The organism is Rhizobium phaseoli (genome assembly GCF_010668805.1).
GTDB classification, from domain to species: Bacteria; Pseudomonadota; Alphaproteobacteria; order Rhizobiales; family Rhizobiaceae; genus Rhizobium; species Rhizobium phaseoli_A.
In genome coordinates, this window is sequence record NZ_WUFT01000014.1 from 23,777 (window position 1) to 38,072 (window position 14,296).

At 61.2% G+C, this 14,296-nt stretch carries 14 protein-coding genes and 1 pseudogene; 10 read left to right on the top strand and 5 right to left on the bottom strand.

Annotated features, from left to right (window positions below; genetic code table 11):
* Positions 1 to 5: 5 nt before the first annotated feature.
* On the top strand, positions 6 to 905 hold the full coding sequence (locus GR197_RS21385; RefSeq protein ID WP_164013110.1) for a carbohydrate ABC transporter permease: 900 nt from the start codon (positions 6 to 8) through the stop codon (positions 903 to 905).
* A gap of 125 nt (positions 906 to 1,030) precedes the next feature.
* Positions 1,031 to 1,711, top strand: coding sequence for a redoxin domain-containing protein (locus tag GR197_RS21390; RefSeq protein WP_164013112.1), 681 nt, complete (start codon positions 1,031 to 1,033; stop codon positions 1,709 to 1,711).
* 14 nt (positions 1,712 to 1,725) lie between these two features.
* Here the strand turns inward: GR197_RS21390 and GR197_RS21395 are convergent, their stop codons facing one another.
* Complete coding sequence (locus GR197_RS21395; protein WP_164013114.1) at positions 1,726 to 2,319, bottom strand: TetR/AcrR family transcriptional regulator; 594 nt, start codon at positions 2,317 to 2,319, stop codon at positions 1,726 to 1,728.
* 156 nt (positions 2,320 to 2,475) lie between these two features.
* Here GR197_RS21395 and GR197_RS21400 point away from each other — a divergent pair, with 156 nt between their 5' ends.
* Positions 2,476 to 2,874 carry a RidA family protein gene (locus tag GR197_RS21400; RefSeq protein ID WP_164013417.1) on the top strand — a complete coding sequence of 133 codons (399 nt, stop codon included), beginning with the start codon at positions 2,476 to 2,478 and terminating at the stop codon, positions 2,872 to 2,874.
* Positions 2,875 to 2,924: 50 nt separating this feature from the next.
* Here the strand turns inward: GR197_RS21400 and GR197_RS21405 are convergent, their stop codons facing one another.
* Positions 2,925 to 3,515, bottom strand: coding sequence for an SOS response-associated peptidase (locus tag GR197_RS21405; protein WP_164013116.1), 591 nt, complete (start codon positions 3,513 to 3,515; stop codon positions 2,925 to 2,927).
* Between the two features lie 51 nt (positions 3,516 to 3,566).
* Between GR197_RS21405 and GR197_RS32780 the strand changes: the two are divergent.
* Positions 3,567 to 3,665 (top strand): annotated as a pseudogene (locus GR197_RS32780) (SOS response-associated peptidase family protein); the annotation flags it as partial.
* Between the two features lie 45 nt (positions 3,666 to 3,710).
* On the opposite strand, the gene dinB reads toward GR197_RS32780, so the two are convergent.
* Positions 3,711 to 4,802 carry a DNA polymerase IV gene (gene dinB / locus GR197_RS21410; protein ID WP_164013125.1) on the bottom strand — a complete coding sequence of 364 codons (1,092 nt, stop codon included), beginning with the start codon at positions 4,800 to 4,802 and terminating at the stop codon, positions 3,711 to 3,713.
* A 3-nt stretch (positions 4,803 to 4,805) separates the two neighbouring features.
* Entirely contained in the window at positions 4,806 to 5,069 is a 264-nt protein-coding gene (locus GR197_RS32420) for a hypothetical protein (RefSeq protein ID WP_246724653.1), read from the bottom strand.
* A 173-nt stretch (positions 5,070 to 5,242) separates the two neighbouring features.
* Here GR197_RS32420 and GR197_RS21415 point away from each other — a divergent pair, with 173 nt between their 5' ends.
* The 5 genes from GR197_RS21415 to GR197_RS21435 all read left to right on the top strand — a co-directional run bounded on the left by GR197_RS21415 (position 5,243) and on the right by GR197_RS21435 (position 11,888).
* Positions 5,243 to 6,004, top strand: a complete 762-nt coding sequence (locus tag GR197_RS21415; RefSeq protein WP_164013128.1) for an ImuA family protein — start codon at positions 5,243 to 5,245, stop codon at positions 6,002 to 6,004.
* The gene (locus GR197_RS21420) at positions 5,925 to 7,439 is read left to right on the top strand and encodes a Y-family DNA polymerase (RefSeq protein ID WP_164013130.1); all 1,515 of its coding nucleotides are present in this window, start codon (positions 5,925 to 5,927) and stop codon (positions 7,437 to 7,439) included. Before GR197_RS21415 ends, GR197_RS21420 begins: the two co-directional genes overlap by 80 nt.
* The gene (locus GR197_RS21425; RefSeq protein ID WP_164013132.1) at positions 7,439 to 10,699 is read left to right on the top strand and encodes an error-prone DNA polymerase; all 3,261 of its coding nucleotides are present in this window, start codon (positions 7,439 to 7,441) and stop codon (positions 10,697 to 10,699) included. Before GR197_RS21420 ends, GR197_RS21425 begins: the two co-directional genes overlap by 1 nt.
* A 269-nt stretch (positions 10,700 to 10,968) precedes the next feature.
* Positions 10,969 to 11,433 carry an NUDIX domain-containing protein gene (locus tag GR197_RS21430; protein ID WP_164013133.1) on the top strand — a complete coding sequence of 155 codons (465 nt, stop codon included), beginning with the start codon at positions 10,969 to 10,971 and terminating at the stop codon, positions 11,431 to 11,433.
* A gap of 173 nt (positions 11,434 to 11,606) precedes the next feature.
* Positions 11,607 to 11,888, top strand: a complete 282-nt coding sequence (locus tag GR197_RS21435) for a hypothetical protein (protein WP_164013135.1) — start codon at positions 11,607 to 11,609, stop codon at positions 11,886 to 11,888.
* A gap of 18 nt (positions 11,889 to 11,906) precedes the next feature.
* Here the strand turns inward: GR197_RS21435 and GR197_RS21440 are convergent, their stop codons facing one another.
* Positions 11,907 to 13,232: a PLP-dependent aminotransferase family protein gene (locus GR197_RS21440; protein WP_164013138.1), complete on the bottom strand. Its 1,326-nt coding sequence runs from the start codon at positions 13,230 to 13,232 to the stop codon at positions 11,907 to 11,909.
* A gap of 100 nt (positions 13,233 to 13,332) precedes the next feature.
* Between GR197_RS21440 and GR197_RS21445 the strand changes: the two genes are divergently transcribed.
* Positions 13,333 to 14,295 carry a phosphate/phosphite/phosphonate ABC transporter substrate-binding protein gene (locus GR197_RS21445; protein WP_164013140.1) on the top strand — a complete coding sequence of 321 codons (963 nt, stop codon included), beginning with the start codon at positions 13,333 to 13,335 and terminating at the stop codon, positions 14,293 to 14,295.
* Position 14,296 lies beyond the last annotated feature (1 nt).

Genomic DNA, 14,296 nt, shown 5'->3' on the forward strand with positions numbered 1-14,296 from the left:
TGACGATGTCGACAAATTCAACCACCGCCGATCAGGTCGTGACCGACAATGCCGAAGGCATGAGCTATCTGAACCGCCTGCCGCGGCGGATCGTGATGCTCTATTTGCCGATGGCCGTCTTCGTCTTCGTTCTGCTCTTTCCGTTCTACTGGATGGCGGTCACCGCGGTGAAACCCAACGACCAACTGACCGACTACAACAATTACAGTCCTTTCTGGGTGGTCGGACCGACGCTCGCGCACATCAAATACCTGTTCCTCGAGACATCCTATCCGGGTTGGCTGTGGAACACGATGCTGGTGGCGGTCTGCTCCACCTTGCTCTCCTTGGTGGCTTCGGTGTTGGGCGCCTATGCCATTGAGCGCGTCCGCTTCACCGGCTCGCGTTCGGTCGGCCTGGTGATCTTCCTCGCCTATCTCGTGCCGCCATCGATCCTCTTCATCCCGCTTGCCTTCATCGTCTTCAAGCTCGGGATCTACGACTCCCGGCTGGCGCTGATCTTCACCTATCCGACCTTCCTCATTCCCTTCTGCACCTGGCTGCTGATGGGGTATTTCCGCTCGATCCCATTCGAGCTGGAGGAAAGCGCACTGGTGGACGGCGCCAACCGGTGGCAGATTCTCACCAAGATCATCCTGCCGCTCGCCGTGCCGGGGCTGATTTCGGCCGGGATTTTCGCCTTTACGCTGTCCTGGAACGAATTCATCTATGCCCTTACGTTCATTCAGTCATCTGAGAATAAAACCATTCCCGTGGGCGTACTGACCGAACTGGTGCGTGGCGATGTCTTCGAATGGGGGGCGCTGATGGCGGGGGCCCTGTTCGGCTCGCTCCCTGTGGTCATTCTCTACTCGTTCTTCGTGGATTATTACGTGTCCTCGATGACCGGAGCGGTGAAGGAGTGACCGCGGAAAATGGCAGGCCGAACCCCATTCGGCGGTCTCGACGTCGAGCACTGGGCCTTGTTGCGACACGTGGTATAGTTAACTTTCGGTTGTCCATCCGGACGATACGATAAAGGAATTATTCCATGGGAGACCAGAGACACCCGCTGCACCCTGGAGAAGCGGCGCCCGGATTCGCACTGGCCACGGCCAACTTCGACGGAACGGTCTCTTTCGCCGACTTGAGCGGTCGCCCGTTCCTGATCGGCTTCTTTCGCGGGCTGCACTGCCCGTTCTGCCGGCGTCAACTGGAACAGCTTGCCGGCGTAGAGCCGACCCTGCGCGCCGCCGGGGTGGAGACCGTGGCCGTTATCAACACGCCAGTGGAACGAGCCCGCCTGTATTTCCGCCACCGGCCGACGCCGGTAACGCTTTTATGTGACCCGGACTGCCGCACGCATCGGGCCTACGGTGTGCCGCATGCCGAGTTCCAACCCGATGGCAGCCGCGAGCAGCCCGAATGGCCCTATACTGCAACGATGGCGCAGTTCCAGGCGGCACGCATCAACCCCACCGGCGAACTGCCGGAACCGCTGCACCCGATGGAAGCCAACACGATACTCAACGCCAAGGACCGCTTCGAGCTTGTCGAAGCCGACCATGCGATCTTCGCGAACCACGCTACCCAGCTCGTCGGGCACTTCCTGGTCAATGCGAACGGCACGATCGGCTGGGCACGTATAGAGGCACTCGACGGACCGAACAGCCTCTCCACCTTCCCCACGACGGCGGAGATCATCGCCGCCGCCGGCAGCCTTGCACGCTGACCTGCAGCGAACGATCACAAACGCTGCAAAAGCAGACCCGCCGCCAAGGCATGAAAGGCCTCGACCGCTTTCGGCAGCACGTTTTGCGGATTTTCGCTGGCGGCAATCCAGAGAGCAGCATTGAGAGCCGCGCCGCTCAGCAACCGGGCCGTCGCCTCTGCGTCAAGCGGCTTGAGGATGCCTTGTGCGATCAGGCGCTCGACGGTGCTCTTGGTCACCTGTAGACAGGTGTTCTGGCTCGGCCACTGCGAGGGATCGCCTAACACCGCAGGTCCGTCGAGCAGAACGATGCGTTGGACTTCCGGATTGAGCGCCATCTCGATATAGGCCGCACCCTCGGCGAGCAGGCCCTGCCAATCGTTACCCGCCAGAGCTCCAAGCTCTTTGGCGCGCGCCGCCATTTCCATGTCGATCTGATCGACAACCGCTGCCAGCAGCCCGCGCTTGTCTCCGAAATTGTGGTAAAGCGCGCCCCGTGTCAGACCGGCGTCAGCGGTCAGCTCGTCCATCGATGCTGTGGAGTACCCCTTTTCCGCAAAAGCCTTTCGCGCTGCCGCGATCAACTTGGCGCGGTTTTCCTGCATCGTTTCGCCGCGTGTTTTCGCCATTGCCCCTCTCGAATTCACATACGCAGCGTATATCGACTTGACATACGCTACGTATGTAGGATAGCACACATACGTCCCGTATATCAAATAATGAGCGAGCTTGTGAAGCGCTAGGCCGTGCTCATCGGTCGCCACCAACAAGAAAGAGAGATCAGAATGACCCAACGCGAAGCAATCTTTCCTGCTGACCGACACGCTCTTTACGAGCAGCACGGCTATTCCGCCGCGATCCGATCCGGTGATCTATTGTTTGTGTCCGGCCAAGTTGGCAGCCGTTTGGATGGAACACCCGAACCCGATTTCGAACGCCAGGTCCGGCGGGCCTTTGAAAACCTGAAGGCCACGCTCAGCGCAGCCGGCTGCACTGTCGATGATATCGTCGATGTCACCACCTTCCACACGGATCCTGAAAACCAGTTCGCAACGATCATGGCCGTCAAACAACAGATTTTCAGCAAGCCGCCCTATCCGAATTGGACCGCACTCGGCGTCAACTGGCTCGCCGGCTTCGACTTCGAGATAAAGGTCATCGCCCGTATTCCGGCAAGCAACTGACATCGCCGAGCCTGGCGGCACGGGATCGGCATCATCATCGCCCGATTTTGCTAGCCTACCTGTTCGACGGTTAAGGTGCCGGCCGGAAGGGGCTTGATCAGCGACCTCGCAGAGACCGTTGGATCGAGCCAGTCGGCCCAGGCGCTCCGCTCCAGAATGGCGATCTGGCGATCGTGATAGGGTGCGATGTCCGGCCCCGGCTCCATCGTCAGCATGGTGAAGGCCTGGCCGACCTCAGCGGTCTCGCGCCAGATGCCGGCAATGCAGAAGATCGGCTCGTCCTTTTTGGTGAACAGCCATTTGTCTTTGCGTTTTTTCGTTGGATCCTTTGGATCGGTGAATTCGTAAAAGCCGTCGGCGATGATCAGGCAGCGGTTAGAGCTGAACTCCCGGCCTTCCGAGCGGAAGTTATAGACCGGCCGCTTGTTCGGCCCAGGCCAGCTCCAGCGCCGCTGCACGAGTTCGCCCTCATCACGTTTATCGTCAATCGACCTGACGATCGGCGCCGTATCGGTAATCTTGATGTCCTCGCGCGCTTCAACGTTCGGCGCGCCCTCACCGAAACGGATCTTGATTTTGAGGTCGGCGAAGTCCTCGAACATCGAGGCGACGTCCACCATAAGTCGATAATCATTGCACATGCGTCCTCCGTTTCGGTCCTGATTGTTCGCGGTGATGTTCCTGATCGATCTATAATAAGTGCGAAGGTTTCCCAGTCCGACGCCCCGTTTGATGAGCGCCGCGGCATCATAAGACGCCATGACGGCGATGTAGAGATGGTGGAAGATCCAATTCAGACCTCAGCCGAGCGCTTCCTCAAAGACGATGCTGGCCGTCTAAAGCGCCAGCCGCAATTGCGGTTGCGTTTCAGGTCTCCGCCGCTCCAGCGAGGACAGCGACACGCCAAGCAGGCGTATGCCTTTGCGTGACGGAAAGATCGGCGCCAGAAGCAGGCCAACCAAGTCCTCGAGATCGCCGACCGAGGGCAGAGGCGCCGTAACCGTCTTGCTGCGGGTGATCTGGCTAAAGTCGGCATATTTGACCTTGAGCGTCACCGTCTTGGCGCCAATCTCATTGGCCTCGCAGTAAGCCCAGACTTTTTCGATCAGCGGCTGGAGACCTCCGCGCGCCGGTTCGTAGGTATGAATATCCTCGGAGAACGTGTCTTCGGCGCCGACGGATTTCCGCACCCGGTCCGGCCTGACTTGGCGATTGTCGATGCCGCGGGCAATTCCGTAAAAATAGGGCCCAGACTTCCCGAAATGTTCAGCGAGAAACTCCAGCGCCTTCTCCTTGAGATCGGCGCCGGTCTCGATCCCGAGACGATGCATCTTTTCAGCGGTCGCCGGCCCGACGCCATGGAATTTCTTGACTGGGAGACGTTCGACAAAGGCCGGGCCGTTCTTCGGGGTGATGACGAACTGGCCGTTCGGCTTGTTTTCACCCGAGGCCATCTTCGCCAGGAACTTGTTGTAGGAAATGCCGGCGGAGGCGGTGAGCCCTGTCGTCGCCTTGATCCTGGCGCGGATCTCATCGGCGATCTCTGTGGCGATTTCCATGCCCTTCAGATTTTCGGTAACGTCGAGATAGGCCTCGTCGAGCGATAGAGGTTCGATCATCGGCGTGTATTCGGCAAAGATCGCCCGGATCTGTAACGACACCGCTTTGTAAACATCGAAGCGTGGTTTGACGAAGATAAGGTCAGGGCACTTCCTTTGCGCTGTGACCGATGGCATGGCCGAATGAACGCCGAACTTTCGTGCTTCGTAGCTGGCGGCCGCCACCACGCCACGGGCGGCTGGACTGCCGACGGCAACCGGCAGCCCACGCAGTTCTGGATTGTCGCGCTGCTCGACGGATGCATAGAAGGCATCCATATCGACATGCACGATCTTGCGCGGCCTGTCGCTCGCCTCAACGTTCGTCACGGATTAGGTTCCATCGCGATCCCCATCAGCTAGAGATGGGAAATGCGCGCCACATTTATCACCCTCCGGAGTTTGCAGGCGCTCGCATCCCATGGCTATGCGGCGCCGGATTTCCGCCAAGCTCGCACCGGCGCCAAACGTTCTGACCAATAGCTTGCGCTCATGCGAGCAATGACGATCGCAGCTGCGGCAGGTCAATTCGACCGTCGGCGCGCGGTGATCCCGCAATGTCGGCACCGTATCATCCACAAGCCGATTTCGGCGCATACGAAAATATTCCTTTCCTGCCACCGGTTTGAATCTGTTCACAGATTCGCCGCAGGACGCTTTCGATCAACTTACGCGAGCTATATGCGCATTGACTCATTTAGTTCAGTAGAACAGATACAGAACATATTACTGTTTCTCAAGCCGAAAACGGGTTGCCGTCGAAGGAGATCATGACCCCAGCCGCTGTCGCCCCGAATCCCACCCTCGATGAGCTCCGCGAGAAGATTGCGCATCTGCAGGGCGCGGCTCCCCGAAAGCGCAACGTTTTGCCCTTCGGTGTCGGCGACATTGATGCGCAGCTTCCGGGAGGCGGATTGGCCTATGGCGCGCTGCATGAGGTCGCCGGTGGTGGAAATGGCGCGATTGATGGCGCAGCAGCGGCCTTGTTTGTTGGCGGTATTGCCGCCCGCACGAGCGGCAAGGTGGTCTGGTGCCTGACGCGCTTTGATTTGTTCTTTCCGGCCTTTGCCCAGATCGGGCTGCATCCCGATCGCGTCATCTTCGTTGAGGGCGACAAGGAAGAGACGGTGCTGGCGAGCTTCGAAGAGGCTTTGCGTTACGGCGGCCTCGGCGCCGTTATTGCCGAGTTGGTGCGGCTTCCGCTTCCGGTATCGCGCCGGCTGCAACTGGCGGCCGAGAAGTCAGGAACACTGGGCTTGGTGATCCGCCGATGGCGGCGACAGACGGAAGCCGCCGGCTTCGGTTCGCCGACGGCCGCAGCAACGCGGTGGCGCGTCTCCGTGCTGCCAGCCGAGCCGCTGCCGGTTCCAGGCCTCGGGCGGGCGCGGTGGCTGGCCGAGCTGATCCGGGTAAGGGCCGGGGAGGGAAATCAATTCATCATCGGAGCATGCGATGGCCAGGGTCGTATCTGTCTTTCTTCCGACGTTGCCGACCGACCGGATCAGGCGAGCCGATCCATCGCTTCACGCTGACACGCCGCTGGTGGTAATCGCCAGGAGCGGATCGAAGCGATGGATTGCGGCAGCCGATCGGGCCGCTCTGAAACTCGGCCTTCGTGTCGGCATGCCGGCGGCAAAAGCCCAGGCGTTCGTTCAGGGATTGGTGATGGCGGATGCGGATCCCTCCGCCGATCTGCAAGCATTGGAGCGCCTGACGCTCTGGGCACTGTCGCAATATTCCCCCGCCGCCGCCATGGATCCTCCAGATGGCATCGTCATGGACACTGACGGCGCAGACCATCTTCAAGGCGGCGAAGAGCTGATGCTCTCCGGCCTTGTCAACCGGCTCCGCAGCCGGGGCCTTGCTGCCCATGCGGCGATCGCCGACACCTGGGGTGCGGCGCATGCCATGGCGCGCGCGGCGGCGAAGGAGTGGGTGGTCGTGCCGCGCGGTGGGATCGCCAAAGCTGTCGGGCGGTTGCCGCTATCGTCGTTGCGACTGCCGACCGAGACCGTCGCCGGACTCCGAACCCTCGGCTTTGCCACCGTCAGCGATCTGGCTGCGACACCGCGGGCGCCGTTGACGCTGCGCTTCGGACCGGAGATAGGGCGGCGCCTTGATCAGACCTTCGGCCGTGCTGCCGAGCCGATCGAGCCGATCCGCCCCGCCGAACTCGTCGAGGTGCATAAGTTCTTTGCCGAACCGATCGGCGCGCCGGAGACCATCGAGAAGTACATCACCCGCCTCGTGCAACAGCTCTGTCTGGAACTCGAAAAACGCCGGCTTGGCGTGCGACGCGCCGATCTTATTGTCCGCCGTGTTGACAACACCATCCAGGCCTTGAGGGCCGGCACCGCCAAGCCGGTCCGCGACACCGTCTGGCTGACGAAACTTTTCCGAGATCGCATCGAGACGATCGAGCCCGGCTTCGGTATCGACAAGCTGAGCCTGGCCGCCACCCTCGTCGAAGAGTTTGGCGAAGCGCAGTCGGCCTCGTCGCTGATCGAAGAACAGGTAACGGACGTGACGCCGCTCATCGATGTGCTCGGCAATCGTGGCGGCCAGCGGATTTTCCGCGTTGCCCCGATCGCCAGCGACGTCCCGGAGCGCAGCGTCCAGAGGATCGCGCCGACCGCCGAGGAGAATGGCGCCACCTGGCCGCTGCAATGGCTGCGGCCGCCCCGGCTTCTCCCGCGTCCCGAAGCGATCGAGGTGATTGCGCTTTTGCCCGATCATCCGCCGGTCTCCTTTACCTGGCGCGGCAAGCGGCGACGGATGAGCCGCGCCGACGGGCCGGAGCGGATTTTCGGGGAGTGGTGGAAACGTAGCGCTGAATGGATCGCCGTTCGCGACTATTTCGTCGTCGAGGACGACGGCGGCGAGCGTTTCTGGATCTTTCGATCCGGCGATGGTGTCGATGCGGACACCGGATCGCACAAATGGTTTCTGCACGGGATGTTTGCCTGATGCGCTACGCAGAACTTCAGGTCACCACGCATTTCTCGTTCCTCAGAGGCGCAAGTTCAGCCGAGGAACTGTTCGCGACGGCAAAGCTGCTCGGAATCGAGGCGCTCGGTATCGTCGACCGCAACAGCCTTGCCGGCATTGTCCGGGCACTGGAGGCCTCGCGCGCCACCGGCCTGCGGCTCGTTGTCGGCTGTCAGCTCGATCTTCAAGGCGGCATGTCGATCCTCCTCTACCCAACCGATCGCGCCGCCTATTCGCGGCTGACACGACTGCTGACATTGGGCAAAAGCAGAGGCGGGAAGGCCAAGTGCATCCTGCATTTCGATGACGTGGCGCTCTACGCCGAAGGCCTGATCGGCATCCTTGTCCCTGATCTGGCAGATGATACCTGCGCCTCGCAGCTCAGGAAGATGGCGGAGGTTTTCACCGACCGCGCCTATGTCTCGCTCTGTCTGCGCCGCCGCCCGAATGATCAAATGCGGCTGCATGAACTGTCGAACCTGGCGGTGAAACATGCTGTGAAGACGGTCGTCACCAATGACGTGTTGTTTCATGAACCCGGGCGCAGGCAGCTGCAGGATGTCGTCACCTGCATCCGCAATCGGACCACCATTGACGATGTCGGCTTCCAGCGCGAGCGGCACGCCGACCGCTATCTGAAGCCGCCGGAGGAAATGGCGCGTCTGTTTCCTCGGGACGGTCAAGCTCTGACGCGGACGATGGAGATCGTCGAGCGCTGCCGATTTTCGTTGGAGGAGCTGGTCTATCAATATCCCGAGGAGGCGTTGGTTCCCGCCATGACGGCGCAGCAGTCGCTGGAGCACTACACTTCAGAATGCGCAAAAACGCGTTATCCCGGAGGCCTGCCGGCGGATATCGAAAAGACCATCCGCCATGAGCTGGCGCTGATCGAGGCGATGAGATACGCGCCTTATTTCCTGACCGTCTTCTCGATCGTCCGCTACGCCCGATCGCAAGGCATTCTCTGTCAGGGCAGAGGGTCGGCCGCCAATTCCGCCGTCTGCTACGTGCTCGGCATTACCTCCATCGATCCCCAATGCGGCAATCTGCTGTTCGAGCGGTTCGTCTCCAGGGAGCGCGACGAGCCGCCGGATATCGATGTCGATTTCGAACACGAACGACGCGAAGAAGTAATCCAGTGGATCTACAGGACCTACGGCCACGAAAAAGCGGCGCTTTGCTCGACCGTCACCCGCTATCGGGCGAAAGGCGCAATCCGCGATGTCGGCAAGGCGCTCGGTTTGCCGGAGGATCTGATCAAGGTGCTCTCCTCCGGCATCTGGTCCTGGTCGGATGTCGTCAGTGGACGACAGGTCACAGAGCTCGGCCTCAATCCGAAGGACCGGCGGCTCGCTTTGACGTTGGAACTCGCCCAGCAATTGATGGGAGCGCCGCGGCATCTCGGTCAGCATCCCGGCGGCTTCGTCCTTACGCATGAGCGGCTCGACGACCTAGTGCCGATCGAACCGGCGACCATGGTCGACCGCCAGGTGATCGAATGGGACAAGGACGACATCGAGGTGCTGAAGTTCATGAAGGTCGATGTGCTGGGGCTCGGGATGCTGACCTGCATGGCCAAGGCATTCGCCCTGATCAAAGCGCACAAGCCTGACGATCTCGACCTGGCGACAATCCCTGCCGATGATCCGGCGACCTACGCGATGATCCGCAAGGCCGATACGCTCGGCACCTTCCAGATCGAAAGCCGGGCGCAGATGGCCATGCTGCCGCGCATGAAGCCGCGACAATTCTACGACCTCGTCATCCAGGTGGCGATCGTCCGCCCGGGCCCGATCCAGGGCGACATGGTGCATCCCTATCTCCGTCGCAGAGAGGGCAAGGAAAAGGTCGAATATCCGACGCCCGAGCTGGAGGCCGTGCTTGGAAAGACCCTAGGTGTGCCGCTGTTCCAGGAAAGCGCCATGAAGGTGGCGATGATTTGCGCCGGCTTCACGGCAGGCGAAGCCGATCAGCTCCGTCGCGCCATGGCAACTTTCAAGTTCACCGGCGGCGTCTCGAAATTCCACGACAAGCTTGTCTCTGGCATGATCAGCAACGGCTATTCGCCGGAGTTCGCGCAAAAGACATTCTCTCAGCTGGAAGGCTTCGGCTCCTATGGTTTTCCCGAAAGCCACGCCGCCTCCTTCGCGCTGATCGCCTATGCTTCCAGCTACGTCAAATGCCATTTTCCCGAGGTCTTCTGTGCAGCGCTGCTGAACGCGCAGCCGATGGGATTTTATGCCCCGGCGCAGATCGTCGCCGACGCCAGAAAACACGGGGTCGAAGTGCGCCCCGTCTGCATCAATCGCTCGCGCTGGGACTGCACGCTGGAGCCGATCGGCGGCACAGACCGGCATGCGATGCGGCTCGGCATGCGTCTGGTGCGCGGACTAGCGACCGCCGACGCGGCCCGCATCGTTGCCGCCCGCGCCGACCAGGCCTTCGCCTCGGTTGATGATATCTGGCGGCGATCGGGTGTGCCGGTCGCCTCACTCGTCGAGCTTGCCGAAGCCGACGCCTTCCTTCCGTCTCTCCGTCTTGAGCGGCGCGACGCGCTTTGGGCGATCAAGGCGTTGCGCGACGAGCCGCTGCCGCTGTTCACCGCGGCGGCGCAACGGGAGGCGCGGGCGATCGCCGAACAGCAGGAGCCGGCAGTCGAACTGCGGCAGATGACCGATGGCCATAACGTCGTCGAGGATTACAGCCATACCGGCCTGACGCTCCGGCAACACCCTTTGAGTTTTCTGCGGAGCGATCTCGCCAGCCGCCGGATCGTCACCTGCGCCAAAGCCATGACGGGACGAGACGGGCAATGGCTGATGGCGGCCGGGCTGGTGCTGGTGCGCCAGCGCCCCGGGTCAGCGAAGGGCGTGATGTTCATCACCATCGAGGACGAGACCGGCGTCGCCAACATCGTCGTCTGGCCGAAGCTCTTCGAGCGGTCGCGCCGCATCGTCCTTGGCGCCAGCATGATGGCGATCAACGGCAGGATCCAGAGGGAGGGCGAGGTTGTTCACCTCGTCGCCCAGCAGCTCTTCGATCTCTCGGCCGATCTGTCGGGCCTTGCCGATCGCGACGGACCATTCCGGCTGCCGACCGGCCGCGGCGACGAGTTCACCCACGGTTCGCCCGGAAGTCCGGACTCAAGGGACAGGCTGGCAGCCGCAAAGCCAAGGGACATCTTCATCCCGGACCTGCATATCGAGACTCTCAAGGTAAAGCCGCGCAACTTTCAATAACGGCCGGTCCTTTCGAGAACTTGCCGACATCGCTAGCCGCCCCTATCTCATGTCCAATAGACTGATGGAGCGACGAGATGGTGGAACTTGTGGTTGACACTCTCTTCGATACGGCGATCGAGATCATTCCTCCGGAAGACAGAAATGACCAGCCCGATGGCCGTGTTTGCCTGTGCTGCAAGCGCCGGTGCCGATGGATGGACGATGACGGCTGCGGCATCTGCGAGGAATGTCTGGCCTCGTGATGAACGCAGGAAGGGCATAACGCGATGGCAATCCGCAGCGCCGGACTTCTGATCTATCGGCGCGTGTCCAATGACCTCGAAGTCCTTCTCGTCCATCCAGGCGGTCCCTTCTGGACTGGGAAAGACGAGGCTGCCTGGTCGATCCCGAAGGGATTGGTCGAGCCGGAAGAGGATGAACTGGCGGCGGCAATGAGGGAGACGGCCGAAGAGCTGGGTGTAGCAGTCGACGGCACCTTCCGGCCGCTGGGCGAATACCGGCAGCCTGGCGGCAAGATCGTCGTCGCGTGGTCGATCGAAGCCAATCCGGCATTGGACGTGAACGCCATACGGAGCTCTGAATTTCAAATGGAATGGCCGCCCAAATCGGGCCGGCTCAAGAGCTTTCCGGAGGTCGATCGCGCCGGCTGGTTTTCCCTCGCCGACGCGGGAACCAAGCTTTTGAAAGGCCAGCGACCGATGCTTGCCGACCTCCTGAAGCATCAGGAATGATCGGCGCGAAATTATGGATTGAGCCACCTCGCTCGCCGCACGCATGCGTAAGGCGCGCGGCAGCTATGCGTTGCTTCTACAGACGTCCATCGCCATCTGACAGTCAAAGCCATCCGACTCCAATCGAGAAAATCGGCGCTCCGACCCGGCTTGGGCACGCGCGAGGAGACAATATGAACGAGATTTCCAAAACCCTGAACGACATGACGCTTATCGAACGCTCGAGCCTGCTCGACACTGTCGCCGACGCCCTTGAGGCAACCGCTGAGGAGGCAGGAGGGGAGGGCGATGCCCGCTTCGTCGCCAACTCCATCTGTATCGCCAATACGATCCGGGGACTATCGGGGGAGCTTGCGCCCCGCGATCTGCGGGCGGCCGAGTTGCTGCTCGAGCAGGGCATCATGCTCGTCCACCAATTTTCCAACAGAACGAAACCAGGCGGAATGGTCCACTAGGTGTTTAGTCCCGGCCCTTCATGGTGCATGGGCCAGAGCGATGGCATCGGCGACTTCCTCGCAGCGAGCGCTGAGCGTGCTGGTCGCGACACGAATATGACCGCTTGGCAGGACGGTGAACTTGCTGCCCGGATTGACGGCGATATTGCGGGCGGCGAGCGTCACCATCGCGAATGGTTCGGACACAACGGGCACCCAGAGGCACAGGCCCTGGCCTGCGGGTATCGGTATTCCCCGTTCGCTGAGCGCATCGGCAAGAGCGTCGCGCCTCTGCTGATAGCGGTCGCGCGCCTCGGCGATGAGCCGCCAGCTTGCCGGATCGCGCAATAGCCAGGCGGTGGCCCCTTGCAGGATGCGGCTGGTCCAACCGGCGCTGAAGGAGCGGTAAGACTGGATCTGGTCGACGATCGGCGCAGAACTCGACAAGACGGCGAGACGCAGATCCGGTCCGAGGCTTTTCGAGTGTGACAGGATATGGATCGTGCGTTCCGCAAATCGACCACCCAGGGAATGCGGAGGTGCTGCCGACACGTCGCCGACGCCGTCGTCCTCGATAATCAGCGTATCGCTATCCTCCAGCACGGCTCCGAGCTGGTCGAGGCGGGATGCACTGACGGTGACCCCTGTCACGGAATGCAGCCGCGGCTGAAACAGGAAGGCTGCCGGCCGCTGTCGCAATGCCTCGCGAAGCAAATTCGGCAAGGGACCATCGTTGTCGCAGGCGACGGGAATGACCCTGACGCCGAGATCTTCCAGGATATCGAGCAGCCGCATCGCGGTCGGATGTTCGATCGCCACCGACGACCCCGGAGAGACCAGCGCGTGCAACACCGTATAGACGGCATTGTAGCCGCCATTGGTGGCAAGAAACGCCTCCGCTTCATAGGGCCATCGCTCCGAAATGGCATCCTTCAGCTCCGGCACGATACGGCTGCGCTCATAGCTGTTGAGGTCGGCGGCTGACGCGCCATGGGCCATTGCTTTGGCCAGACAGGGAAGAAGTGCAACATCCGGCCCGGCAGAGGTAAGGTCGAGTACACCCGCCGCATAATTTCCCGAACTCGCAAGACGCTCCGGCTTGGCGACAAAGCGGTCGCCGCTGACCCAGGTACCGTTACGCCCCCGGCCGCTGATGATCTTCTGGCGCCGCAGTTCACTCCAGGCTTCCGAGATCGTTGCCGGGCTGACGCGCAATTCATAGGCGATATCGCGGATCGCCGGCAGACGCGTGCCGACGGGCAAGGCGCCGGCACGGATCAGTGCACTCGTTTCGAGAGCGATCCCGCGGATGCTGCTGTCGGTTATTTTTTCAGCAAACCAGGAGGCTTCGACCGCGTCGCCCATTTTGTTCTCACTTTAAATGTTCAATAACGTAATAACATTTGTACTCATTAATTTGAACATTTAATTTGCCCCTCGTCGAGCAATTTCGTGAGTTCTTCGCATGCCTGTAACGCTTCGCATCGCCCTCCGAGACTGGGACTACATGACACCGCTGGTGCTCGGTGATGTCAGTTCTTCCCGTCTCGAAATCAAAGTGGATCGTGTGGGCACGCTGGTCTCCAGTCTCGCCGATGACGAGGCTCATGATGCCGCGGAAATGTCCTTCAGCCGCTATTCGCAGATGCGCCATGATGGCGATGCTCGGGTCGTCGGCATTCCGAACTTCATCATGCGCGGCTTCCGCCATCGCTGCATCATCACTGCCAAGGGCAGTCCGATCCGCAAGCTGTCCGATCTGGGCGGCAAGAATATCGGCGTGACCGGCTGGCGCGATTCCGGAAACATCTGGACCCGCGCTGCGTTACGCCGCGAAGGCGTCGGTGTCGAGGACGCCATGTGGTATGCCGGGCGCCTGACGGAAGCTCATCCGATCGTCGACCGGCTCGATGGTTTTGGACGGCCCGGCCGCATCGAAGCTGCTCCCGGCGAACGCCCGATGGTCGATCTGTTGTTGGATGGTCGGCTGGACGCCGTTTTCACGCCTTTCATGCCGAAGGGCTTTTTCGATCAGGGTTCGCCGCTGCGTCAGGTGCTGGATGATTTCCGCTCCGCTGAAGTCGCTTACCTCAACGCGGTCGGTTATATTCCGGGCATGCATCTGATCGGCTTCAAGGCGGAAATCGTCAGGGAGCATCCCTGGATCATGGATGAGCTCAGCGAGCTGATCGACGAATCCCAGCGTATCTGGCTGGAAAAGCGCGAGAAATACGCGGACACCACGCCGTGGATGATCGACGAACTGCGCCGTTGCGCAGCCGACCTGCCGCCGACCTGGAACGTCAGCGGGCTTGCCGAGAACGAGGCAATGATCGCCGGCTTCGCCGAGGAACTTTACGAACAGAAGATCATGCCGCGCCTTTTGACACCCGCCGACCTGTTTCCGTGGCACGCCAAGGCCCGGTGAA